The 23,236-nt window shown below is 39.7% G+C and carries 25 protein-coding genes; 17 read left to right on the forward strand and 8 right to left on the reverse strand.

Annotation, left to right across the window (positions count from 1 at the left end; translation table 11 throughout):
- The first annotated feature begins 225 nt into the window (after positions 1-225).
- Both EP1X_RS05660 and EP1X_RS05665 read left to right on the forward strand, forming a co-directional pair.
- A complete protein-coding gene (locus EP1X_RS05660) occupies positions 226-1,656 on the forward strand; it encodes a S8 family serine peptidase (protein WP_055282562.1) in 1,431 nt (476 codons plus the stop codon).
- 71 nt (positions 1,657-1,727) lie between these two features.
- Complete coding sequence (locus EP1X_RS05665; protein WP_055282564.1) at positions 1,728-2,111, forward strand: DUF356 domain-containing protein; 384 nt, start codon at positions 1,728-1,730, stop codon at positions 2,109-2,111.
- On the opposite strand, the gene EP1X_RS05670 is transcribed toward EP1X_RS05665, so the two are convergent.
- Positions 2,112-2,645, reverse strand: a complete 534-nt coding sequence (locus tag EP1X_RS05670; RefSeq protein ID WP_055282565.1) for a multiprotein bridging factor aMBF1 — start codon at positions 2,643-2,645, stop codon at positions 2,112-2,114.
- Positions 2,646-2,728: 83 nt separating this feature from the next.
- Here EP1X_RS05670 and EP1X_RS05675 point away from each other — a divergent pair, with 83 nt between their 5' ends.
- A complete protein-coding gene (locus EP1X_RS05675) occupies positions 2,729-3,265 on the forward strand; it encodes a GNAT family N-acetyltransferase (protein WP_156300720.1) in 537 nt (178 codons plus the stop codon).
- On the opposite strand, the gene EP1X_RS05680 is transcribed toward EP1X_RS05675, so the two are convergent.
- Genes EP1X_RS05680 through EP1X_RS05690 form a run of 3 tightly spaced genes read right to left on the reverse strand, consistent with a single transcriptional unit; the run spans position 3,238 to position 5,868 of the window.
- Positions 3,238-3,645 carry a Zn-ribbon domain-containing OB-fold protein gene (locus EP1X_RS05680; RefSeq protein WP_055282568.1) on the reverse strand — a complete coding sequence of 136 codons (408 nt, stop codon included), beginning with the start codon at positions 3,643-3,645 and terminating at the stop codon, positions 3,238-3,240. The two genes, EP1X_RS05675 and EP1X_RS05680, sit on opposite strands and share 28 nt — an antisense overlap.
- Positions 3,646-3,647: 2 nt before the next feature.
- Complete coding sequence (locus EP1X_RS05685; protein WP_055282570.1) at positions 3,648-4,805, reverse strand: thiolase domain-containing protein; 1,158 nt, start codon at positions 4,803-4,805, stop codon at positions 3,648-3,650.
- 10 nt (positions 4,806-4,815) lie between these two features.
- Positions 4,816-5,868, reverse strand: a complete 1,053-nt coding sequence (locus EP1X_RS05690; protein ID WP_055282572.1) for a hydroxymethylglutaryl-CoA synthase — start codon at positions 5,866-5,868, stop codon at positions 4,816-4,818.
- Positions 5,869-6,057: 189 nt separating this feature from the next.
- Here EP1X_RS05690 and EP1X_RS05695 point away from each other — a divergent pair, with 189 nt between their 5' ends.
- The gene (locus EP1X_RS05695) at positions 6,058-7,290 is read left to right on the forward strand and encodes a C/D box methylation guide ribonucleoprotein complex aNOP56 subunit (RefSeq protein WP_055282574.1); all 1,233 of its coding nucleotides are present in this window, start codon (positions 6,058-6,060) and stop codon (positions 7,288-7,290) included.
- A gap of 5 nt (positions 7,291-7,295) precedes the next feature.
- Entirely contained in the window at positions 7,296-7,976 is a 681-nt protein-coding gene (locus EP1X_RS05700; protein WP_055282577.1) for a fibrillarin-like rRNA/tRNA 2'-O-methyltransferase, read from the forward strand.
- A gap of 34 nt (positions 7,977-8,010) precedes the next feature.
- On the opposite strand, the gene eno is transcribed toward EP1X_RS05700, so the two are convergent.
- The 3 genes from eno to EP1X_RS05715 all read right to left on the reverse strand — a co-directional run bounded on the left by eno (position 8,011) and on the right by EP1X_RS05715 (position 10,913).
- Positions 8,011-9,303: a phosphopyruvate hydratase gene (gene eno, locus EP1X_RS05705; RefSeq protein WP_055282579.1), complete on the reverse strand. Its 1,293-nt coding sequence runs from the start codon at positions 9,301-9,303 to the stop codon at positions 8,011-8,013.
- A 160-nt stretch (positions 9,304-9,463) separates the two neighbouring features.
- Positions 9,464-10,756 carry a sodium:solute symporter gene (locus EP1X_RS05710; protein ID WP_082391495.1) on the reverse strand — a complete coding sequence of 431 codons (1,293 nt, stop codon included), beginning with the start codon at positions 10,754-10,756 and terminating at the stop codon, positions 9,464-9,466.
- Positions 10,725-10,913, reverse strand: coding sequence for a hypothetical protein (locus tag EP1X_RS05715; protein ID WP_055282581.1), 189 nt, complete (start codon positions 10,911-10,913; stop codon positions 10,725-10,727). Before EP1X_RS05715 ends, EP1X_RS05710 begins: the two co-directional genes overlap by 32 nt.
- Before the next feature lie 328 nt (positions 10,914-11,241).
- Here EP1X_RS05715 and EP1X_RS05720 point away from each other — a divergent pair, with 328 nt between their 5' ends.
- From EP1X_RS05720 to EP1X_RS05775, 12 genes are all read left to right on the forward strand, one after another.
- Positions 11,242-11,568, forward strand: coding sequence for a helix-turn-helix domain-containing protein (locus EP1X_RS05720; protein ID WP_055282584.1), 327 nt, complete (start codon positions 11,242-11,244; stop codon positions 11,566-11,568).
- 10 nt (positions 11,569-11,578) lie between these two features.
- Positions 11,579-12,541 carry a bifunctional 2-polyprenyl-6-hydroxyphenol methylase/3-demethylubiquinol 3-O-methyltransferase UbiG gene (locus EP1X_RS05725; protein WP_055282585.1) on the forward strand — a complete coding sequence of 321 codons (963 nt, stop codon included), beginning with the start codon at positions 11,579-11,581 and terminating at the stop codon, positions 12,539-12,541.
- Between the two features lie 187 nt (positions 12,542-12,728).
- Positions 12,729-13,385 (forward strand): flagellin, encoded by a 657-nt coding sequence (locus tag EP1X_RS05730; protein ID WP_055282587.1) that lies wholly within the window; start codon positions 12,729-12,731, stop codon positions 13,383-13,385.
- Positions 13,386-13,450: 65 nt separating this feature from the next.
- Positions 13,451-13,945: a flagella accessory protein C gene (locus tag EP1X_RS05735; RefSeq protein ID WP_055282589.1), complete on the forward strand. Its 495-nt coding sequence runs from the start codon at positions 13,451-13,453 to the stop codon at positions 13,943-13,945.
- Positions 13,942-14,766: a FlaD/FlaE family flagellar protein gene (locus EP1X_RS05740; protein ID WP_055282592.1), complete on the forward strand. Its 825-nt coding sequence runs from the start codon at positions 13,942-13,944 to the stop codon at positions 14,764-14,766. Before EP1X_RS05735 ends, EP1X_RS05740 begins: the two co-directional genes overlap by 4 nt.
- Positions 14,767-14,777: 11 nt before the next feature.
- On the forward strand, positions 14,778-15,293 hold the full coding sequence (locus EP1X_RS05745; RefSeq protein ID WP_055282593.1) for a hypothetical protein: 516 nt from the start codon (positions 14,778-14,780) through the stop codon (positions 15,291-15,293).
- A gap of 10 nt (positions 15,294-15,303) precedes the next feature.
- Positions 15,304-15,741, forward strand: coding sequence for a flagellar protein G (locus tag EP1X_RS05750; protein ID WP_055282595.1), 438 nt, complete (start codon positions 15,304-15,306; stop codon positions 15,739-15,741).
- Positions 15,742-15,751: 10 nt separating this feature from the next.
- The gene (locus tag EP1X_RS05755; RefSeq protein ID WP_055282596.1) at positions 15,752-16,447 is read left to right on the forward strand and encodes an ATPase domain-containing protein; all 696 of its coding nucleotides are present in this window, start codon (positions 15,752-15,754) and stop codon (positions 16,445-16,447) included.
- Position 16,448: 1 nt separating this feature from the next.
- Positions 16,449-18,074 (forward strand): type II/IV secretion system ATPase subunit, encoded by a 1,626-nt coding sequence (locus EP1X_RS05760; RefSeq protein ID WP_055282598.1) that lies wholly within the window; start codon positions 16,449-16,451, stop codon positions 18,072-18,074.
- 9 nt (positions 18,075-18,083) lie between these two features.
- Positions 18,084-19,793 (forward strand): archaellar assembly protein FlaJ, encoded by a 1,710-nt coding sequence (gene flaJ, locus EP1X_RS05765; RefSeq protein WP_055282601.1) that lies wholly within the window; start codon positions 18,084-18,086, stop codon positions 19,791-19,793.
- Complete coding sequence (locus tag EP1X_RS05770; protein ID WP_055282603.1) at positions 19,790-21,727, forward strand: hypothetical protein; 1,938 nt, start codon at positions 19,790-19,792, stop codon at positions 21,725-21,727. The genes flaJ and EP1X_RS05770 overlap by 4 nt, the downstream gene beginning before the upstream one ends.
- 5 nt (positions 21,728-21,732) lie before the next feature.
- The gene (locus tag EP1X_RS05775; RefSeq protein ID WP_055282604.1) at positions 21,733-22,371 is read left to right on the forward strand and encodes a DUF257 family protein; all 639 of its coding nucleotides are present in this window, start codon (positions 21,733-21,735) and stop codon (positions 22,369-22,371) included.
- Here the strand turns inward: EP1X_RS05775 and EP1X_RS05780 are convergent.
- Positions 22,361-23,236 (reverse strand): AEC family transporter, encoded by an 876-nt coding sequence (locus EP1X_RS05780; protein WP_055282606.1) that lies wholly within the window; start codon positions 23,234-23,236, stop codon positions 22,361-22,363. The genes EP1X_RS05775 and EP1X_RS05780 overlap by 11 nt on opposite strands.

Raw genomic sequence — 23,236 nt, forward strand, 5'->3', positions numbered from 1 at the left:
TAATAGTCACTCATATCTCTTTCGAGCTGTGCTTATAAATTTTTCTTAGCATTATACAGAACTCCTGAGTTTCAATCTTTTTGTATTTTAATAACATCCTCATTGGAAACTTCCCCATTGTTAAAGAATTTCTTTACTATATAGAAAATATTTATATATGTCCAATGCCATAGAGTAAAATAGATTCTAAAATAAGTACAACGACCGCAAGGGAGGAAACGAGGAATGAAGAGTAGTATAGGTGTCGGAATATTAGTGATGCTGTTGCTAATGAGCATACCACTGGCTTCAGGAGCTAGCGAAAATGCTCCAAAGTCTGTTTTTGTCCAGATTGATGGAGCGATAACTCAAGAAGTTCTTGATACATTGAAAGCAAATGGAATGAAAATAACCTACGTTTTTGATGAGATCGGTTTTGTCGCTGGCCTTGTAAAGGACAAAAATTTGGAAAAAATTTCACAGCTTGAGTTCGTTAAGAATGTGGGGGAAGATGTCCAGGTTCACGTAACGAACGAGATGCTCCCAAGTGCAAGTCCATATGGTTTCGGATATTACACATGGAACCTCGACATGATAAACGTTCCAACAGTGCACGAGAACATGGGGTACACTGGTGAGGGAGTGTATATAGCGGTTCTTGACACAGGTTTAGTTCCTAACTGGGAAGATTACTTCGAGGAAGATAAGATAGCAACGGAATTTGGAAGAGCGTTTCTCGCAGCTTCATTAAATGCTCATTACAATCCCAACGCGTGGGAAGCCGATACCCACAGCCATGGCACCCACGTGACAAGCACAATAATTGGCTTCTGGATTTATGATTTCTACAGGGTGAGTGGAGTTGCTCCAGATGTAAAGATAATCCCAGTCAAAGTCCTACATAACAGTGGATTTGGGTGGTCAACTGACATCGCTGCTGGAATACTCTACATCGCTGACTTATACAAAGCTGAGAAAGAGAGCGGAGGAAATGTACTGCCGCCCTACGACGAGGTGAACCCAATTGTCATAAGCATGAGTCTTGGTGGACCTAGGTTAAGCCAAATTGAGAAAATAGCGATTGATTACGCTATCGCTCAGGGAGTATTCATTGTTGCGGCTGCAGGAAACGATGGAGAATTAGGGATGGACTATCCCGGTGCCTATGAACCGGTGATTTCAGTAGGAGCCGCTGGATGGGTTGGAGAATGGTTAGCAGGGGGATGGTGGAGACTCTCAGACGTTCCGGAGAACTTAATTGATCAAGTTTATGTAACAGACTTCAGCGGAAGAGAAAAACCAGGGCAGGATCTCGACGTCCTTGCCCCAGGGAGCTGGGTAGTTGGGCCTTACCTCCCCTATGGAGCAGCTCATCCCCCATACTGGGCAAATGGAGTTCCCGGCCAGTACTACTTCCTTGGCGGAACAAGTATGGCAACACCTCACGTCAGCGGAATAGTGGCATTAATGCTTGAAAAAGATATGGAAGACGGTGTAATAGACCTAAATCAAACAATGGTAGAGAATATTCTCGAAAGCACTGCAATGCCAATAACATGGAATAGCGCCTGGGTAATTGACATAAGCATCCCTGGATGGACATTAATGACATGGGGCCCAGATGCAGTAGGTTCAGGATTGGTGCAAGCAGATGCTGCCGTAGGAGCAACACCGTGACCCTTTTTTATTTTCTCTTTTTAGCCATATCTTTAAATACCTCCCAACTTACCTCTTCTGCGGTGAAGGTTATGTTAAACACGATAGTTTTGATAAGGACAGACAACTTTGACAAGGCCCTAGTGGCATTAGCTGATTTAGTGAGATATGCTGGAATGGAAATACGAGGTAAGCCAAGGATAATCCCTCCGGCCCTCTCAGACTGGGCTTTTGAAAAGATTGTAGGCGAAAAACCCAAAAGAAAATATAATGCCCATGTTGTGGCCCAAGTGGATCTACCACCTGCCAAGGCCATAGGGAGATTAAGAGAGATACACCCTCCTGCCCATATAATAGTAATTCCACCGGATACTCCGGTTCACAAAGAACTCCTACGTCTTTGGAGTACTTTTGAAATCTTAAAAGGATTTTATTCTCCAAAGAAAGAACAGCAAGAAGGGGAAAGTAGGGAGTAGCTACTTCTTCTTCCTCTTTTTGATCTTAATATTAGCTACATCCCCCAAAGTTGGCTCATAATCTTTAGGTATAGTAGCTTTTTCTTTTACAGTCTCTTCAATACGCTCAATTAGTTTTATCTTAAAGTAACGCTCAAGCTTTTTTGCCTCACTTATAGTGGGGATATACTCACCGTGCGCGATCCTTCTAATAAGATTGGTTGAAAGGCCTACCTTATGGGAAAGCTCTTCATAACTCAAGCCGCTTCTCTGGATAGCCTCCCTCACTCTATCTGCATAGTCTTCTACTATGTCCTCAGTGTAAAGAGGTCTTTGCGTTCTTGGGGTTGGTTTAGGCCTTGGTCTTGGAGCATATGTTCTTCTAGGTTCTCTTCCTGTTGGCATTGGACTCCAGGTTCCCGGCTTTTTCCTGCCATATTTTTGGTAACACTTGTAGCACACCAAAAGCTCAGCCCCTTCTATTTTCACTGTGTGTCCTTTACCTCTTATCTCTGCTCCACAGATTTCACAAATTCTTGGCTTGGCTTTTGCCATTAAAACCACCTTCAACTCACTCTACTCTACGATGGAAGGCTAGCTTTTATAAATCCATCTATTATAAGTTCCTAACGATGGGAATGAAAGAAATTAAAAATAACGATAAGGAGCACTTGAGTATAGAAAAATTAGATAGAATGGATCAGGAAATACTTGAGACTCTTGTAAGCATATACATGCGAGGATACGAGGAAATGAAGGAATATGGGGGCGAAGGAGAGAGCTATGCAAAGAGATATCTAAGATGGTGCTGGAGCAAGGCCAGTGATGGATTTTTCATCGCAAAAGACGGAGATAGGATAGTTGGTTTTATTGTGTGTGATAACGACTGGCACAGTCGATATGAAAATAGAGTAGTGGGTGCTATTCACGAGTTCGTTGTTGATAAGGGGTATCAGGGGAAAAGCGTTGGAAAGAAACTTATGGACAAATGTCTGGAGTATCTAAGTAAGTATAATGATAGAATTGAACTCTGGGTTGGGGAGAAAAACAAAAAGGCCATAGAGTTTTATAAAAAACTTGGTTTTAAAGTGGCTGGAAAAGCAGGCATCTGGATAAGAATGATAAAAGATATCAAAAAAGGGAAAAGTCACTTCAATAATGGCCTAAACTTATAGCCGTATAGGATTATTCCATCCTCGCCGAACTCTCTGATCTTTCTTGTGACCATCTCAACTTCCATCCCAAAGTCTATTTCTTCTGGATCAACGTCAGTAAGTTGGGCTAAGATCACTGGCCCTTCCTCAAGTTCAACTAAAGCTATTGGATATGGTTTGTAATATTCATAACCGCTTGGTGGGTTCCTTATTATTGTCCAGCTTAATACTTTTCCTTTTCCACTAAATTGGAACTCTTCTATTTCTTGGCTTCCACACTCTGGACAAACTGGCCTCTTTGGAAAGTGAACATGCCCGCAACTCTTACATTTGCCTCCAATAAGGCGGTATTTTTCCTTAAAATGTCTCCAATAGCGGGCGACCTGCATTGGCTTCCCCATTTTCAAACCCTCCTTAATATGGTTACAGTTATGTTTGAACCCGTTCCACCTATGTTCTGAGTAAGGCCTACCTCCGCATCAGGCACTTGATTTGGAGCTTCGCCCCTAAGCTGCCATACTGCCTCTACTGTTTGATAAACTCCAGTTGCACCAACCGGGTGTCCTCTTGCTTTCAATCCACCTAGTGTTTGGATTGGGTAGTCTCCATCAATCGCTATTTGTCCCTCCTTAGCTAACATAGCGCCTTTTCCTCTCTCTGCAGCCCCTATAGACTCCAAACTTAGGGCCGCCATGACTGTGAATGCATCGTGCACCTCGAAGAAGTCTATATCCTCCACACCTATACCAGCCATCTTGTAAGCTCTTTCTGCGGCTATTTTGGCTGCTTTCAGCAGAAGAAGGTCTTTTCTGTTAGCGAGGCTTATAGTGTCTATAGCTCTTCCCATTCCCGCAACCTTGATCATCTTGGCTTTGTCCACAAATTCCTTGGCCTTCTCCTCAGTGGTGATAATAACTGCCGCAGCTCCATCAGCTATTGGAGAAGCATCAAAAAGCTTCAATGGATCAGCTATATAAGGACTCCTCATAACAGTCTCTACCTTGATTACCTTTTTGAACATGGCATATGGATTCTTGGCACCGTTTGCGTGAGCATTAACTGCAAATAGGGCTAAGTCCTCTTCAGTGTACCCATATTCTTTCATGTAAAGCCTCATTGCAAGGGCATTCAGGGCCACAAAACTAACTCCATGGAAAAGCTCCCACTCGGCATCAGCTGCATATGCCAAGTATCTCGTTGCATCACTTGGCCACGCATCTGTCATCTTTTCAACGCCTACAACAGCAACCACGTCCTCAAGACCGCTCATTACAGCCTTTACACCTTCTTGGACTGCAGCTCCACCACTTGCACATGCACCCTCAATTTTAACTGCGGGGATATTCCCAAGACCTGCCCAATCTGCTATAAGGGCTCCAAGGTTTTCTTGTTCAACAAATGAGCCTGAAGCCATGTTTCCAACATAAAGTGAATCTACTTTGTCAACTCCGGCATCTTCCATAGCATTAAGCAGAGCCTCAACAGCTAGGTCTCTAAGACCAAGTTTCCAGTGCTCTCCAACAGGAGTTAAGCCCACACCAATAATCACTGGCTTTCTCATTTCAACCACCTCACAAAATGTACTTCCCTCTGTGCTTTGCGTATAGGGCATAATCGAGATATTTCTTCCTGTTCACGTAGTCCATTGTTTTTGGAGCTAAATCTCTCTTCTCCTCAATCGCATCCTGCACAATAAGGCTAAAAGCATCGCTTCCTGCTCCACTTCCAAAGCTCACCCATAGGATCCTATCTCCTGGCTTTGCGATATCTAAAACTGCCGAGATTCCCACAAGAGTCGCTCCACTGTAAGTGTTTCCTATTATACCAGTGAGTAAACCAGGCAAAACTTTCTCTTTTGGAATACCGAGGATCTTTGCTACAGTGAGGGGGAACTTAACATTAGGTTGATGGAATACTGCGTAATCAAAATCATTTGGTGAATAACCGAGTTCCTCCATTAGACCTTTTGCAGCACTTATTATTTGATGGAAGTAAGCAGGTTCACCAGTGAACCTATTACCATGTCTTGGATAGTGCTCGTGTTGTCTTCTCCAGAAATCAGGAGTATCAGTTACATAAGAGTAGCTTCCTTCAAAATATGCTAAGGTTTCATTACTCTTTTCTCCAACAATATAAGCTGCTCCTCCAGCAGAGGCTGTAAATTCTAAATGGTCTCCAGGCCTTCCTTGAGAAGTATCTGCTCCAATTGCCATGGCATATTTGGCCATGCCACTACCTACAAATCCAATAGCTGCTTGGAGGGCTTCGGTTCCAGCCTTACATGCAAACTCAAAATCTGCAGCATCTAAATCAGGAGTTGCTCCAATTGCTTCAGCTATAACAGTTGCAGAAGGTTTAACAGCATAAGGTTTTGACTCGGTACCAAACCAAAGGGCCCTAATCTCCTTCGGATCTATACGGGCCCTCTTAAGGGCATTTCTAGCAGCTTCAATACCAATTGTTATGGCGTCTTCGTCTAGATTATTCACGGATTTTTCTTGGATTGGAAAGCTACTAACTCCCCATACCCTTCCAATCTCCTCATTTTTAATTCTAAACATTGGCACGTATGCACCATAACCAACGATACCAACATCCTTTATTGGCTTTAACAGTTTCTTCATTGGGCATCACCTTTTTAAATGAATGAGCTTAATGCTATTCTCTCCGAGGTTAAGCTTGTACATTATAAAAGCCTTTCGGTAAACGTGTAATACTTTTTCGACAATTAGCGATGAAATTTGGATGTAGAGTAGGTTTAAAAGCTTAACTCTTTTATACTTCCTTAGCAAAGAATAGAAAAGGTGATGCTCATGAAAGCATACGTAGGTGAAAATGTACAGGGAATCTATGCCTTTGATGAGAATGGCAATCTCATTGGAAAGAGAGTTTTCACAGAAAAGCCAGAAACAGTACTAGACAAACTTCTCAAAGGCGAAGTTGCAGAAGACCTAATTCTTTTCTTAGAAGAGTTAAAGGAAAAAGGATACTCAACTTTTGTTGTAGAACATCCAGAACTTGCTAGAAAAATTAGAGAGTTTGGATTTGAGACAGAAGCAGAGTTTCCTAACATTGCCGGGGAGAAACTTAGAGAAAATGCCGAAGAATTTTTGGGAACTGATTGGTTTGAAAAATACTTCACAGTTGGAGTGGCATTAACAAGGGCCAGGATCCAGGAGCAAAGTGGCGCGAGAGATAAGATGATAATCCAAGCAATTGAGGCTTTAGATGACATCGATAAAGTCATCAACCTTTTAGTATCAAGACTTAGAGAATGGTATTCACTTCACTTTCCAGAACTTGACGAAATCCTCCCAAAGCATCCCCAATATGTCATTTTTGTGAAAAACATTGGACACAGAGACAACATTACAAAAGAAAGCTTGGAGTCTCTTGGATTCGGTGAGAACAAGATAACGAAGATTTTAGATGCAAAAGAAAAGACAATGGGCGCATGGATGGACCAAAAAGACATTAAAGTTATTCAAGGGCTAGCCAAAGAAATAGATGACCTCTATAAATTAAGAAGTGAGATAGAGGACTACATCGAAAGGGCTATGGATGACGTTGCACCGAACTTAAAAGCCCTAGTGGGTGCAAAACTTGGTGCTCGCCTAATAAGTCTAGCAGGAGGTTTGAAAGAACTCGCAATAATGCCCTCTTCAACTATCCAGGTTCTTGGTGCAGAAAAAGCACTATTTAGGCACCTAAGAAGTGGGGCAAAGCCTCCAAAACACGGTATAATTTACCAATATCCCGCAATAAATAAGTCCCCCTGGTGGCAAAGAGGAAAAATTGCAAGAGCATTAGCTGGAAAACTAGCCATAGCAGCAAGAGTGGATTACTTCTCAGGTGAATATATAGCCGAAGAGCTCAAAAATGAAATCGAAGCAAGGATCAAGGAAATTAAGGAGAAATACCCCAATCCACCAAAACGCAAAGAAAAGCCCAAGAAAGAAAAGAAGAAAAAATTCAAAAAGAAAAAGAAATTCAAAGGCAAAGAAAAGAAAAAGAGAAGCAAAGAAAAGAGAGGCGGTAGGAGGTGAGATAAATGAACGTTAAGAAACATAAATTCCCTGGCGTTTATATTGTCATCGAGGATGATGGAAGCGAGAGACTGGCCACTAGGAATCTAGTTCCCGGCCAAAAAGTCTACGGCGAGAGGATCATTAAGTGGGAAGGTGAAGAATACAGAATCTGGAATCCTCACAGATCAAAACTTGCTGCAGCTATACTCAATGGCCTTAAGAACTTTCCAATAAAGCCAGGACATAAGGTATTATATTTGGGCATAGCCAGTGGTACAACTGCTTCACATGTCAGCGATGTCATTGGATGGGAAGGTAAAATATTTGGTATAGAATTCTCACCAAGGGTTCTTAGAGAACTGGTTCCCCTGGTGGAAGAAAGAAGAAACATAATTCCAATACTCGGAGATGCTACAAAGCCTGAGGAATACAGGGCCCTAGTTACCAAGGTCGATGTAATATTCGAAGACGTGGCTCAACCCACCCAAGCAAAAATTCTCGTGGATAATGCCAAAGCATACCTTAAAAGCGGTGGGTACGGGATGATATCTATTAAAAGCAGAAGTATAGACGTCACAAAAGAACCAGAGGAAGTATTTAGAGAAGTAGAAAAAGAACTTGGCGAATACTTTGAAGTTGTCGAAAGAATTTCTCTTGAGCCCTACGAAAAAGACCATGCCTTGATAGTTGTGAGAAAACCGTAGCTCTTTTTTCTTAAATTTTTAAAATTAAAAAAGATCAGAGAAGTGGATTCCTAAACTTCTTGCCTGGATAATATGCCACGCCCTCAAGTTCCTCTTCAATTCTTAAGAGTTGGTTATATTTGGCATTTCTATCGCTCCTTGCAGGAGCCCCTGTCTTAATCTGACCAGCGTTTAAAGCAACTGCTATGTCTGCAATTGTGGCATCCTCTGTTTCTCCAGACCGATGAGAAACAACGACTCCATAACCGGCCCTGAAAGCAAGATATGCAGCATCAATAGCCTCACTTAATGTTCCAATCTGGTTGACTTTCAGAAGGAGTGCATTTGCCGCACCTATTTCAATACCCTTTCTCAAGCGCTTGACATTGGTCACAAAGAAGTCATCGCCAACGATCTGAACTTTCTTCCCAAGTTCTTTTGTAACGATAGCAAAGCCTTCAAAATCTTCCTCATTAACTGGATCCTCAATTGAAACTATTGGATATGTTGAGATCAGCTCATTATAGAGGTCTATAAGCTCTTCTCTAGTATATTCCTTGCCACCCACGACATATACTTTCTTGTTTTCATCGTAGAATTCACTTGAGGCAACATCAAGAGCAAAGGCAATCTCATCTCCAACCTTGTAACCACTTTCTTCAATGGCCTTGACAAGAGCATCTAATGGCTCATTGACCTCTTTCATAGGTGGAGCGAATCCTCCCTCGTCTCCTACATTAACAGCCAATTTTCCATATTTCTCCACGAGAATCTTTTTCAGTGTGTGGTATGTCTCACTTACCATTTGAATGGCTTCTCTAAAGCTCTTTGCCCCAACAGGCATGATCATGAACTCTTGAAAGTCAAGATCATTGCCAGCGTGAGCTCCCCCATTGATGACATTGCTCATTGGTACGGGAAGAACGTAAGCATTCGCACCACCCAAGTACCTGTAGAGTGGCATTCCAAGAGTGTTTGCGGCAGCCTTTGCAACAGCAAGAGAAACTCCTAGAATGGCATTTGCTCCAAGATTACTTTTGTTTTCTGTACCATCGAGTTCAATCATGAACATGTCGATGTCCCTTTGAAGTGTTACATCCATTCCCAAAAGTTCGGGAGCAATTATCTTATTTACGTTCTCCACTGCTCGTTTTACGCCTTTCCCATGATATCTCTTTCCACCATCCCTAAGTTCTAAAGCCTCATGAATCCCTGTTGAAGCTCCACTTGGTACAGCAGCCCTTCCCATCGCAACTGGTGTGTAAACATCCACCTCAATTGTTGGATTCCCCCTAGAATCTAGGATTTCCCTTGCCACTATTCCGGTAATTTCGAATGGGTTCTCCATAGCTTTCACCTCGGGTGATATTTGAGGTTTCTCTTTAAAGCTTTTTCACAAGTTAAAAGAGAAAATAGTTTTCCCAAGAATGGCACTTTCCTTGTAGGAAAATTACTAAAAATAATAGGGTTCAAAAGTTTAAATAAAAAATATAAAGCGAGAAATGACCTCAACCAAGTTCAAAGGCCCTTTCAAAGTCCTTCTCGATAGGCTTTGCAGTTGTTATCAGGCTAACAAGCACCATAACAACTGCCGATACTATGGCACCGCTCACATAAATGTATTCCCAGTAACTGAAGCTCACAACACCTGTTACTCCTATAACTGCTGTTAATGATCCCGCAATCATTCCTAGTAATGCTCCTTCTTTTGTTGCCCTCTTCCAGTAAATGCCAAGTATTAGAGGTACGAAGACACCCGAAGTATATATATCGTAAGAGTATATAAGAAGCTCTATAATTCCCTGGATCGTCAAGGCCGCTACTAATGAGAGAATCCCTATAGCAATTGTTGTACCTATTGAAAGTTTCAACAGCTTCTTATCATCCGCTTCAGGCTCTATAAAGCTTTGATATAAATCTTTGACAACGTGCGACGTGGCTGCAGAGAGGAGTGAATCAGCTGTGCTCATTACCGCCGCTAGAATTGCAGCAACAAATATTGCTCCTATTCCACTTCCAAAGACCGTTATAACTAATTTTGGCACTGCAGTTTTTGGTGAATCTATTATTGCTTGTGGATCACTTGAGAGTGCCAATGCAAGCATCCCTGCCAGTGCTGGAAGGAATGACAGGGCCATAAGCAATAGTCCACTATAAATTGCACCTCTTCTAGCCGTTTTTTCGTTCTTTGATGCAAAAAGCCTCTGATAAAAGTCTTGACCTATTAAGGTATACATCACTGTTGCCGCTAATGTTAAGGCAAAAAGCGAAATTCCCAGAGACATGAAGTTGAAGTATTCTCCAGTTGGTTGTGGCAAGTTTGGAATTGTAGAGAGACTCATTCTTAAGCCATCAAAGCCTCCTACTTTGCTTAGGCCCAAGATCACTGCAATTAACACACCAATACTTCCAAGGATTATTTGTATGAAATCTGTTAGTGCAACTGCCCATAATCCTGAAAACGCTGTATATGCTATAAAAATCAGTGTGGCGAACACTGCTCCAGCAGTTCCTGGTAATCCTATGGCTTCAAAGACTGCTGATGCTGCCCAAACTTGAGCTCCAAGAATTCCTACTAGGGCTAAAAGTGATAGCATTGCTGCTAAAAGTCTTATCATCTTACTTTTATAGCGCATTTCTAATACATCAGGGACTGTATACAGGGCCAAAGCACGCATAGGCTTTGCAAGAGTCACGCCAAGAAGCAAAAGACCCAGTCCCGTAGCAAAACCGTACCAGATTCCTCCTAATCCATAGGTGGCTCCCCAACTAGCTCCTCCGAGGATGAAAGCCACCACCATAGTGAGTGGCTGCCAAAGTTGCAGTAGTTAAAGCCAATCCTAGTCTCCTGCCGGCCACCAAAAAGTCGGCCGCCGTTTTAATGTACCTCCTAGCATATACTGAAACTCCTAGCATTGCTCCCATGTACAAAATAATTATTGTCCAAATCATGTCCATTTTTCTGCACCCCTTGAAAGTACAAACCAAGGAATCTTGAATTATATTTAAAGTTTTTGACGAATTTTTTGTCAAAATGATAACTATCCAATAAAAGAGGGTTAATGAACTCAGGTTTATTTTAGAGAAATATCATATTCTATGTCTATATAATAACCAACGGGAATTGTAAATATATTAACCTTGTAACTTATAACTGTGTAATTTGTAACAGCTATCTCAAATAACTAGATAATTTACAATATCGAACCGAAATATTTAAATATAGTATAACATCTAGTATTACCACGTTTTGGATTAACATGTCTGGCCTTTTGTGGTGGGGAAGTTGAGATTAGTAATTGATCCTCACATCTTACGATCATTACACAGGAGTGAACTAAGGAAGAAGATACTTTTCTACTTACATGAGATTTACCCCTCTTCCACATATCTCTCTGAAATTGCTAGAATCGTTAGGTCAGATCCTTCCAACGTAAAAGGAGCTTTAGTTGGTATGGGAAACCGCTATAACGGAGATAGTTCCTTAGTCTATCTTGGTTTGGTAGAAGAAATTAACCACAATGGATTTCGGTATTACAAACTTACTGAACATGGGAAAAAAGTTGTTGAATTTCTAAAAACTTATCAATCATATTATAGTAGATTTATGTGAGGTGCAAAAAATGGAAGATCTAATAAAACAATTCGATTTCAACCTCTCAACTTTTATTGACTTTTCGTTCTTTAATGTAGTCAAAATTGGATTGGAACTAGGCGTTTTTAAGGAACTAGACAAAACTAAAACCCTTGAAGATATTTTAAACTTAATAGATGTCAAAAATAAAGCCTACTTAAGATCACTACTAAGTGCATATTATGAGTTAGGAATTCTAGAAGCTACGGGGACTGAATTAAGCCCCAAAAGGTTCTTACGTACTTTTACCCTTGAATATGAGAAATTACGAGATATTATTCCAGAATGGATTAACATACAAGATGAGATCGTCAGAATGGCAAATTACGCATTTTTATCTTTCGAGAATTCTAAAGTGATGATGGACTTTGACAAAGACTCAGACTTCTGGGACATTCGACTTTCGAACCCATTAAACAAGTTATATAGAGAAATAATCGTTAGGGCTGGTGGACTTAGAGATGGAATGAGGGTCCTTGATCTTGGTTGCGGCTCGGTCTCACCGATAGAACTCGGAAAACATGTTGGTCCAAATGGAGAGTATGTTGGGATTGACTTTTCCCCAGGATTACTAAGCATAGCCCAACAAAGGGTAAGAGAACTTGGTATGGATTGGGTGTTCTTAAGAGAGCTTGACATAACAAATGCCATACCTAAAAGAAAGTATGACAGAGTTATAATGAGTTTTGTTCTCGAGTATCTTCCTGAAGTCCACAGAATCATTATAAAGGCTCTGAATTTCGTGGACGAAGGAGGGAAACTAATAATTGTAGAACCATTTAGAGAGAATTTTGAAAACATAGCTGCATGGGAGTTTTTTGAAAAACTCACGAAGGAGTTTAGAAGATTCCCAAGAAAATCCGAGATTCTTGATGCTCTTGAATACTACGGAAAGGACGCAAAAGTTAAGGAATACGGAAAATCGGTTCTTGTGCTCGAACCCACACTATAATATTTTGTTTACTTTGTAATTATTCTAATTTTATGATTTTTTTCTAAATTCTTAAAATTACTACTTAATATTAGTATGTACCTACATATGTACCTACATGTGTAAAAATTGATGTAAAAACAAAAAATCAATTTATATTTAAAGGACATACACCTAATTGCAGAATTTCCAATGGAGGTGCCAAAAGGTGAAGCCTATTTTTGGTAAGAAGAGAGGTGCCGTTGGTATTGGCACCTTGATAGTCTTCATAGCCATGGTTTTAGTAGCTGCAGTAGCCGCAGCAGTACTCATCAACACCAGCGGCTACTTGCAACAAAGAGCAGAAGCCACAGGAAGACAAACAACAAAGGAAGTTGCTAGTGGTTTGAAGATTGACAAGGTAGTTGGTTATGCTCCAAGTGCCAACAACATAACTATGTTAGCAATTCAAGTTTCACTCAATGCAGGAAGTGAGCCTATAGATCTCAACCAAACTAAGTTATACCTTGATGACGGAGCTACACAGGTAGTTCTAGCCTACGCAGGTAGTGCCGCTGCTAACATCTCAGGGAGCATGTTTGATACCACCTCAAGTGCATGGGGAACAGCTGTTGATGCCCAACACTTTGGAATTCTTATAGTACAAGATGCAGACGGATCATTAAGCGGTAGTATACCAACCTTAACAGCTGGAGACATTGCAATTTTAACAGTTGATGCAAATGATGTCTTTGGTGGTATAGAACCAAGAACAACTCTAACTATTGAGGTCAGACCAGAATTTGGTTCCCCAGGATATACAAGAGTTGTAACTCCAACTGCTTATGGACTAAGCACAAACGACAAGATTGTTGACCTCAAGTGATGCATTAATTCTTTTGATTTTTCCAACTTCATTTACTTTCCATTAACCTTTTTGGAGGGTCAGCAATGTCATTCAGTTATTTGAAAGAGAAGTTCAAGAAAAAGCCAGAAAAAGATGAAAAAGAAGAAATCTACCAACTAGAACTTGCCCTAAGTGAAGGAAACGTTCAAGAAAACCCAAAAGAGCAGAAAGAAGATGAAGAAAAAATTACCCTCATAATGAACAGACTTAACGAGATTGAAAACGACCTGCCAAGAATTAAGGTCAACATCGACACTTTGAAGTCCCAAATCCAAGAACTAAGGGAGGAAATAGAAAAGCTTGACAAAACTATCAAAGATGTCATGATGCTCTATGAAGTAGTATCACAAGAGATCAACCCCTTTAGAGATCTGGATAGTGAAAACCCAATAGTAAAAGAAATACACGAACTAAAGCAAGATCTCGAAGATATTAGAAAAGAAATAGCACAGATAAAAGGAGACTTGAAACTCCTTGCCTATCACGGGGTAGACCTCGACAGGATAATATACGAAGCAATCTCGGAGGGAGAAACATGATAACCGAGAACGAGATAGACAGTAAACTTCAGATGCTACAGGGAAAAGTACCTAATGTCCTTATCAAGGACTTAAAAGACAAATTAGTTTCAAAAATGGACATCTTAACACCAGAGCAAGTGGATCTAATCATAAACAGGGTCCTCGAGAACTATTCAAGTCAAGCAGAAAGGCTCAGAAGGTTAGACAAAAGAGTGGAAGAGATTGGAAAATACCTAGAGGAAATAAGAAGACATTTAATAGGCAAAACAGCGCCTCATAAAGAATTTAATGAAAATTTCGAGAGAGCTCCAGAAAGAATTCCTGAAGTTGAACACCAAGAGGAAATTAAAAGTTATGATCCCCCAAAGATTGAATTAATTGAAAATAATAGGAGTGGGGAGGAAGAAATCTTGACTGAAGAATTTCAAATTCCGAAAGATGTGAGAGAAGCCCTAATAAGTCCAACAAAAATGAGGGCAAGATTAGAACATCTTCCAAATGACACTGTTTCAACAATGATAGCACTGAAATGGCTAGGTTTCCTCATCGAAAGAGCGGGAATGCTGAATCTAGAAAATGTCCTTGAGTTTTACTATACAATCGGGTGGATCTCCGAAGAAGTATTGGAAAGCCTATTGAAGTATGCAAATGGGACTAGACCTCACCAGAGAGAACCAAACTGGAAACCAGATGACAAACTTACGATTCAAGATCACTTAATATCACTCCTATTCATTGAACGCCTAAGAGGTACCAAAATAACTCCAGAAGTCCTGAACTCTCTAGAAAGAGAACTTAAGATGATGAATAAGATCCTTGAACATGTGTATGGTGTTTAAGGGGATAGGGTATGGGATTCAGCGTTTCAGCAAGCTTTGCAGTGATATTCATTGCATCGATAATGGCATTTGGCACTCTCTATATCTCTCTCGAGAATACTTATACTTCAATAGCTGAGTCCGTTGAAGCGTATAAAGAAACTTTCATAAAATCCCAGACGTCACACCTTGATCTACAAGGTGTCTCTTACATTGATCCTGGAAGTGGTGTGTCCATCTATACAATAACTTTCAATATTAGCAATAATGGCTCCACCCTATCCCCTAAATATTGGGATTTTGTTCGTGATGGACAACTAAAAGAGCCCGATGGATCGACGCTCATAGTGGAAGATAAAACATACCTACTTCCCGGAGAATCCATACTAATACGAACTACTGAAGTCAAGGATCAAATTATCCACAGTCTGATAGTAGCAACTGAAACGGGATGCTCTCTGAAAATAGAATGGAAATGGATATGGCTTGATCCAAATCAAACGACTGGCCAACCTTCTATTGTTGGAAAGGCCTGGTACTGCTCCTAAGGTGATGCTAATGGCGAGCTCAGTAATTTCAGAAATAATCCTTTTCATTGTTTCCCTCCTTGTCGCAGGAACAATAGCTGGAGGTCTTTATATAGTGACCCAAGACTTAGCGGATGGTATCAGCACTAGAGGAGCAACAATAGCCCAAAATCTTAGAGTGGACTTCACGATAATAAATGATCCAGAGAATATTCCCGTCTTGGGTGGAGCTTATGTGTTTTATATTAAAAACACTGGGAGTGAAGAGTTCTCCTTTACAAGCAGCACTATTATTGTCTTTATTGATGGGAACCTCATTCCTCCTTCAAATCTCACGCTGACACCATCTACCCTTTATCCCTATGATGTCGGCGAGTTGAGAATAAGCACTACTCTTTCCTCTGGCTACCACAAACTCGTTGTGGTCATTGAAAGTGGAAAACAGCGTGAATTTGTATTTAAAATCTGAGGTGAACACCATGGCCCGCTTACTTAAAATGCAGATCCCAAATGATGAGCTTCACAGACGACTAGGTGGAGGAATACCCTCTGGGAGTATAATATTTATAGAGGGGGACAGGGGGACTGGAAAGTCTATATTCTCCCAGAGACTCGCTTATGGATTTCTAAAAAATGATATTCAAGTTAGTTATGTTTCTACCCAACTCACAACCCCTGAATTTATAAACCAAATGGAATCACTGGGATATAGTGTAATCCCCTTTCTGATAAAGCGAAAACTTCTTTTTGTGTCGTTATATCCTCTTTTGAGCAGTGTTTCTAAAAGAGGAAAGTTTTTACCAAGATTCTTGAGTGAGGAACGATTATGGGAAAGAGATGTTATTGTCATAGATTCACTACCTTCCATTTTACCTCCAAAAATAGATGAGGAGACTTTAAGACAGTTTACAGAACACCTCAAAAAATTAAGTGCTCTTAACAAGGCCATAATATTAACAGCGAGCCCAAGTGACCTCGATTCTTCTGTACTCTCGATTTTAGAAGAAATAGCTACAATGCTCATAAGATTGCAGGTCAAAGTATTCGGAGGAGATTTGAAAAATTCTGCCACTATCGTGAAGTATAACAATGCTATGGGAATTTTTCAGAAGATAATTCCATTTAGAGTAGAGCCTAAAGCAGGATTTATAGTGGAGATAGCTGCGGTGGTGTAGAATGGCTGAGATTAGCAGAGAAACCTTAGAAACCGCAATGGCAAGGAATCCACACTTAAGAGAATACGTTGAAAAGTTTACTAAAAAATATGGAAAAGTCCCAGAATTCTACACTCAACTGAGCAGGAATATGAAAGAAATAAAGTATCCCAACATAATCTATCCAGTCGGGGATCCTCTTTTTGTTCACATTTACGGAGATCCAAAAACGGAGAGAAGATACATAGTAATAGAACCCAGACTTCAGAATACAGAAGAGCGAGTAAAATATGAAGTAGTCAAAGAAAAAATTCTTGAACTTGCTCCTTCAAAGGTAATACCCGAAAACAGAGAAGAGTTTGAAATATTCCTAGACCAACTGTATAATGAGGCCCTCCAGAAGATTAATAATAAGGGTTTTTTCTCTAGAAAGAGCGTTAAACTAACGCAAATAGAAATTGAGAAATTTAGATACCTCATAAAAAGAGATATTGTAGGAATTGGGCCATTAGAGGTCCTTATTAGAGATCCATATATTGAAGATATTCACATATTGGGTGCCGAATATGTATCTTTAATTCACAAGATCTTTGATGCTTTACCCACTAATATAAAATTTGAGAGTAATATCACATTGGCTGATTATTTCAAGGCCTTAAGTGAAAGAATTGGAAGACCTGTTAGTGACAAAAACCCCATTGTTGATGGAACACTTCCAGATGGATCAAGAATCAACATAATATACAGCCCAGACGTTAGTATAAAAGGGCCCTCAGCCACAATAAGAAAATTCTCTGCTACACCCCTAAGTGTTGTCCAACTTGTAAAGTGGAATACATTTTCTGCAGAAGTCGCGGCATACTTATGGCTTGCGCTTGAATATGGTATGAGTATTTTCGTATGTGGGGAAACAGCAAGTGGAAAAACCACCACTTTAAACTCTATCATTCCTTTCATCAAGCCCCAATCAAAGATTTTTACCGCTGAAGACACTCCTGAGGTTGTTGTTCCTCATCCTACTTGGCAAAGACTTACAACAAGAGAAAGAGGACCCGAGGAAAGCAGAGTTACACTTTTTGATCTTTTGAAAGCAGCATTGAGATCAAGACCAAATTATATCATTGTGGGTGAGATCAGAGGTGCAGAGGGTGCAATTGCTTTTCAAGCCATGCAAACGGGCCATCCAGTCATGGCAACGTTTCACGCCGGCGATATAAAGAAGATGATACAACGTTTTACCGGGCATCCAATAAACGTTCCTGTGACTTTTATAGATAACTTGAATATTGCTCTCTTTCAACAGGCTGTATATGTTAAAGGGAGGTTCTTAAGAAGAGTTCTCAACGTTGTTGAGATTGAGGGCTATTATGAGGAGCTTGGAGGAGTAGCAACAAGGAGTGTGTTTGAATGGGATTCTGTGAGTGATAGACATATATTCAGAGGTATGAACAACTCATATATCCTCGAGAGAAAAATTGCTGAAGTTGCTGGTTATGAAGATCCAAAGGACATTTACAACGAGCTATTTCTAAGAGCCAGGATAATCCAGAGAATGGCAGAACTTGGAATAACCGACTATTGGGATGTCTATAGAGAGATAAAGAACTTCTATGAAAAGGGCATTCAAGGATTAAGCTTTAGATTGTAGGTGAATATGATGGCAAGAGAAAAAGCCAGCATATTTATCCAAGCTGATTTGGATATGAAGAGGTATGCAAGAAAAGTATTATTGCCCAGCATAGCTGGGAGTGTCATTCTTTTCATAGTTTTCTCACTTGTTCCCAGATTTGTTACAATTTCACGGGTAATTCGAATTGCTCTTTATGCGATTCCCATTCTTCCTCTAGTTTACGCAATCATGCACCCTTACTCAATGGCAAGTGGGAAAAAAGTAAAAATAAATTCAAAAATCCCTTATTTTGTAACCTATTTTGCGGTACTTTCCACTAGTGAAGTTGGAAGAAATGAACTTATACACACATTAGCAAAGGAGAAGGTTTTAGAGCCTATTTCAAGAGATATGGAAAAAATCTACCATTTAATAGCAAAGTTTAATCGTGGAATGCCTGAAGCGTTTAGATTTTTGGCTAAGAGAACACCAAGTAAGGTCTTCTCAGACTTTCTAGAGAGACTCGCGTACTCCTTAGATAGTGGTGTAGAGTTAAGAGAATATCTACTCCAAGAGCAGAAAATTGTGATGGATGACTACCAAACATTCTATGAAGGAGCACTTTACGACTTGGACGTCTTTAAGGAAGTTTATAGCTCTCTAATAATTTCTGTAGTATTTATGGTGACCTTTATTATTATAGGGCCGATTATTACTGGGCAAGATCTAGTAACCCTCACAATTTTTACATTTATACTTGTTATGGTTGTGGAAATAGGGGTCTTGATTTTGATAAAACATAAAATGCCAGAAGATAATATATGGGCCCACAATGCAATGAATCCAGAACGAAAAGAGAAATTAATACGAGCTATCCTACTCTCTATCGCTGGAACGGCCATTGTTGGAACCTTATACTTTTTTGTAATAAGAGCAAGATTTGATGTACCAATAGAAATCGCCATTGCTTTGTTTGTGACCCCAATAGCATATATCGGATATGTACTCTCAAAAGAAGAGGAAGACATTCTGATAAAAGATGAGAACTTTCCAGCATTTATGAGAAGCTTAAGTTCGTCTCTAGCAGCAAGCGGAGTATCTATGGCATTAGTTCTGAAATATTTGAGCTCTCACGATTTTGGAAGCCTTACTAAAGATATCCGAAACTTGAACAAAAGAATTTCCCTCAAGATAGACGATACCAAATCATGGAAATACTTCGTCTCAGAGACCGGAAGCTGGCTCATAGATATCTTCTCAGACATCTTTAGAAAGAGCTTACACCTAGGAGCAGACCCCGATTATGTAGGAAAGGTCATTTCTAGTAACTTTGAAAGACTTCTGAGACTTAGAAGAAAAAGAAAACAGAACGTGGCCAGTTTTAAAGGGGTTATCTACGGAGTTACTGGAGCTTTTGCCTTTTCCGTCGCGGCAGCATTTCAAGTTGCAGTTTACATGACCCACCTTTTCTCAAGTGTCCAGCTACAAGGAGAGTTCATTCAAGACATACTTTTTGTCCCAAGCCCAGAAGGACTCCAACTAACAAATTACATCCTTATCTCTATCCTCCTAGTTCATTCCTTAATTTCAGCATTCTCAATAAAAATTGCAGATGGAGGGCACCTAGGAATAGCTCTCTATTATTTTGTTATGCTCACATGGATGTCCGCAATAGGTCTCTATCTTGGGGAGTTCATAATGGGTAAAATGATGACATTTTCAAGTATTTTACTTCCTCTACTGGGGGTGGGAACGTGAAAAAGTTGATCCCTCTCTTATTCTTAATAATTCTACTCCCATATGCAACTGCACATTCCATTATAACAGGATGGATAGAAATACCTTCCAGAGTTGGGATAAAAGAATATCCCTTAGAGATCAGGGATGTTTCACCAACTGAAGGCTCTTTGCTTATTGAACTCAATAATAGAGAATACATTTTGAAACCAGAAGTGTTACTGAACACAAGTTTCTATTCGGTTTACATGAACTCAGTATTCTTAAAAGAAAATGGAGGTTATGCTACTTTTAACATTACTTTCCCATATCTCCTAGAAAATCAAACAGTTCTAGCAGGGGACTATGCCCTTACACTTCTCTCAGTAGAAGAAAATAGAGCAAAAATTAGACTTAGGTATAACGATATTGAAAAAGAACTCATATATAATGGAGGTAAGATAGAATTCAATGGATTGACAGTTCAACTTTCTATAATGCCCCTTCTTTTTGACGGGTATCTTTACAAAGGAGGTACCAAATACTTTCAAGATTGGCGGATAAAATTTGAAGATTATAATATCACTGAAATCAACGGAGAACTCAAAGAATTTGCAAAGATCTCTATTAACAACAAGGAGTACTGGATAGAAGTGGGGGGCACGTTGAAAGCCGAAGGGATTATTGTTGAAACTAAGGAGTTAGTTGGCTCAATGTACCTGAAGACAATAATAAAAATAAATGGAGCTTACGCGTCCCTCTCTATTTCTCCGAGTTTATATAAAGAGCTGGAAGAAGGCAAAGATGCTCAAATAGGGCCTTATATTGTTAAACTCGAAAAAATATTCTCTGATGGCGTCTATATATCCATTAAAAACATGTGTGGAATGACCCTTAAGAGCACGTGGATACGTTTAGGGAAAATTGGAACATTAGTATCATACGGAGGTTTGCATATAGGGGTCACTGAAGTAAGTAACATGGCTACCAAAAAAGTAGCAAAAATAATAGGGTTTTTAGACGAACAAGAAATACCAAAAGTCGGAGAATATGCATTTGCAAATGTTTCTTTCTTAACCCCCTCGAGGGCTCTTCAATTTGAACCATTCAACAGCACTATTGTAATAAAAAACACAGGAGACATTGATTTGAAGTACATTGAAATAATCCCAAAGCTTTCTGAGGAATTCAAAATTATAAGCTCATATCCACTATATATTCCAGAACTTAAAGTAGGAGAAAAGATAGAGTTTAACGTCCGAATAGAACCAAAGAAAGGAGGGTTTCTACAACTAGGAAACATTGAAATCCAGGCAAACGTCCCATACCAACTTTCATGTGATGGTTTTGCTAGAATCTCATTTTCTTCGGAGACCCGTTGGATAAATGTGGAAAATGCAACCCCAAAATATAAACTTGTTCTAAACAGCCAAAATGGCACAGTAGGTAGTAGCACTCAACTTAACCTTACTGTTGTAAACATGGGGAACACTAAAGGGCCATTTACAATAACAATAGCATTTCCAGAACAATCTGCCATAATCGGAGAAAACATAAACCTCCAAGGAAGATTTGTTTATTTTGAAGATTCATTAAACCCCAACGAGAACAAGACGTATTCCTTACTCTTCATCCCTATCCAAGGAGGAGAATTCGAGATACTAGCAGCACTGAAAGAAGGAGAGTACATTATCAAGAATTCCACGATTGCGAAGATCTTTACTATTCCAGCACCCGTAGAAAAAGAGAGCTTTGGGAACTCTACAGGCGAAACTCCTACTTCCACTGCACCAAAAATTATTAAAGAAAACATCACAACGACAGTAACTTACACAAAAGTCCTAAATTCCACAATAACAGTATTTCCAATAAAACAGAAACTTCTTTTTGGTGGAGCTGGATTTGCAGGAGGCATGGCCTTTATACTCCTCCTTGCTTGGATTGCTGCAAAACTTGAAGAAAGGAGTAGGAGGTAAGGGATATGAAAACAGACATTATTTGGGATTCACTAAAGTTTGGAGAGACAGTGCTTTTAGAGCATGATTCCCTGATGTTCCCATACAAAGAGCTTGCTGAGTTAATAGTGTGGAGTAAAAAAAGAGGCTATACACTGGTTATTGAAGATGTCCTCGATACTCTTTACACGTACAAGAGTCAGATGGAACTTGCAGGTATAGACTCCAAAATCTTAGATAATATAAAAGTGCTTAAAACTGGAGGGAGATTAGAAGTAGGGAACGTCATGAGACGGTTTCAGGTTAGTGATATACTATCATTAATAAAAGAATTTGAAATGAACTATGAACATATTCTCTCCCGAATAGAACACGCAACAGTCCCCATAGTTGGACTCGACAAACTGTTTTTACTAGCTGAATCTAAGCTAGAGATCCTAGCCCTAGTAAATACACTTGCTAGATATGCTGGAAGTAGGAAAAGAACTGCCTTTTATTTTATTAACACTGCTGTGCTAATGAATAGCATCCCCTATGTGGTTCCACTATTAGAAGAATTAGCCAGTACTGTGATCAAAATCTATAAAGACGACGAGAAAACTTTCGAAATCATGAAATCTACAAACAATAGAGTATGGAAAGCACTCCAAATGATCAAACAATAACTCTAAAGACTAGAAAGAGTATTAAAACCATCAAAGTCAAGACAATTGTAACTCCTATGCCCTCTTCTTCCCTAAGCCCATAATGGGCTAAAATTGCATTGGCTATTATGGCTGGAGGCATTGTAGCCTCTACAAGAACTGCATAAAATATCTCAGATGGTGCTTTTAAAGTCAAGAAGACAAATATAAATGGAATGAATGTTCTAAACGTGCTAACTTCGAGTAACTTCCTTAATTCAAATTTCTGGAGGTTTACTCGAGACCCAAAGTATATCAAGATAATCGGAATACTCCACCAGCCAACTTGATTCATGACTGTTAAGATAGTAGTAGGCAATTTAATATCTAAAAATACAAAACCAAGAGCCAAAAGGTTGGCACTTGTAGGAGGGAATTTTAACGCTCTTAAGAGACTTTCCTTTAATGAGGCTTTTCCACTAGAGTAGTGAGCCGCCAGAAATGTAGCAAGAGGGATAATTATCAATGTATGGATACTAGCATAAAGTACTACTGGAGTTAGATCATCCAGAAACAAACTAGCTATCGGGAACCCCATGGCCACAGTATTTGGGTATGTGGATAGAATTATCAATGCACCTTTCCACTTGTTGTCTCTTACAAAAAATCTTGCATAAAAGTACGAAGACACCAGGTTTATAGTAATGATCAAAAATACATAAACAAAAACAAGCTTAATCCGTATGAGGTACTCCAAATCCTTTGCCGCAACACTTGAAAAGATATAAAATGTCAAAAGTAGTTGGATGGCGATTTTATTAAGATAAACAAATAGCTTTTCTGATTTTATCACCCTCTTAAGGATAAACCCGATAATGATTAAACCAAGCATTTCGTAAATGTTCAT

The organism is Thermococcus sp. EP1, from assembly GCF_001317345.1.
GTDB lineage: Archaea > Methanobacteriota_B > Thermococci > Thermococcales > Thermococcaceae > Thermococcus_A.

Excerpts from the sequence above, each read along its gene's own strand:
- EP1X_RS05660 (WP_055282562.1), top strand. The coding sequence starts at position 226 with ATGAAGAGTAGTATAGGTGTCGGAATATTAGTGATGCTGTTGCTAATG.
- EP1X_RS05665 (WP_055282564.1), top strand. The coding sequence starts at position 1,728 with ATGTTAAACACGATAGTTTTGATAAGGACAGACAACTTTGACAAGGCC.
- EP1X_RS05670 (WP_055282565.1), bottom strand. The coding sequence starts at position 2,645 with ATGGCAAAAGCCAAGCCAAGAATTTGTGAAATCTGTGGAGCAGAGATA.
- EP1X_RS05675 (WP_156300720.1), top strand. The coding sequence starts at position 2,729 with ATGAAAGAAATTAAAAATAACGATAAGGAGCACTTGAGTATAGAAAAA.
- EP1X_RS05680 (WP_055282568.1), bottom strand. The coding sequence starts at position 3,645 with ATGGGGAAGCCAATGCAGGTCGCCCGCTATTGGAGACATTTTAAGGAA.
- EP1X_RS05685 (WP_055282570.1), bottom strand. The coding sequence starts at position 4,805 with ATGAGAAAGCCAGTGATTATTGGTGTGGGCTTAACTCCTGTTGGAGAG.
- EP1X_RS05690 (WP_055282572.1), bottom strand. The coding sequence starts at position 5,868 with ATGAAGAAACTGTTAAAGCCAATAAAGGATGTTGGTATCGTTGGTTAT.
- EP1X_RS05695 (WP_055282574.1), top strand. The coding sequence starts at position 6,058 with ATGAAAGCATACGTAGGTGAAAATGTACAGGGAATCTATGCCTTTGAT.
- EP1X_RS05700 (WP_055282577.1), top strand. The coding sequence starts at position 7,296 with ATGAACGTTAAGAAACATAAATTCCCTGGCGTTTATATTGTCATCGAG.
- eno (WP_055282579.1), bottom strand. The coding sequence starts at position 9,303 with ATGGAGAACCCATTCGAAATTACCGGAATAGTGGCAAGGGAAATCCTA.
- EP1X_RS05710 (WP_082391495.1), bottom strand. The coding sequence starts at position 10,756 with ATGGTGGTGGCTTTCATCCTCGGAGGAGCTAGTTGGGGAGCCACCTAT.
- EP1X_RS05715 (WP_055282581.1), bottom strand. The coding sequence starts at position 10,913 with ATGGACATGATTTGGACAATAATTATTTTGTACATGGGAGCAATGCTA.
- EP1X_RS05725 (WP_055282585.1), top strand. The coding sequence starts at position 11,579 with ATGGAAGATCTAATAAAACAATTCGATTTCAACCTCTCAACTTTTATT.
- EP1X_RS05735 (WP_055282589.1), top strand. The coding sequence starts at position 13,451 with ATGTCATTCAGTTATTTGAAAGAGAAGTTCAAGAAAAAGCCAGAAAAA.
- EP1X_RS05740 (WP_055282592.1), top strand. The coding sequence starts at position 13,942 with ATGATAACCGAGAACGAGATAGACAGTAAACTTCAGATGCTACAGGGA.
- EP1X_RS05745 (WP_055282593.1), top strand. The coding sequence starts at position 14,778 with ATGGGATTCAGCGTTTCAGCAAGCTTTGCAGTGATATTCATTGCATCG.
- EP1X_RS05750 (WP_055282595.1), top strand. The coding sequence starts at position 15,304 with ATGGCGAGCTCAGTAATTTCAGAAATAATCCTTTTCATTGTTTCCCTC.
- EP1X_RS05755 (WP_055282596.1), top strand. The coding sequence starts at position 15,752 with ATGGCCCGCTTACTTAAAATGCAGATCCCAAATGATGAGCTTCACAGA.
- EP1X_RS05760 (WP_055282598.1), top strand. The coding sequence starts at position 16,449 with ATGGCTGAGATTAGCAGAGAAACCTTAGAAACCGCAATGGCAAGGAAT.
- flaJ (WP_055282601.1), top strand. The coding sequence starts at position 18,084 with ATGGCAAGAGAAAAAGCCAGCATATTTATCCAAGCTGATTTGGATATG.
- EP1X_RS05775 (WP_055282604.1), top strand. The coding sequence starts at position 21,733 with ATGAAAACAGACATTATTTGGGATTCACTAAAGTTTGGAGAGACAGTG.
- EP1X_RS05780 (WP_055282606.1), bottom strand. The coding sequence starts at position 23,236 with ATGAACATTTACGAAATGCTTGGTTTAATCATTATCGGGTTTATCCTT.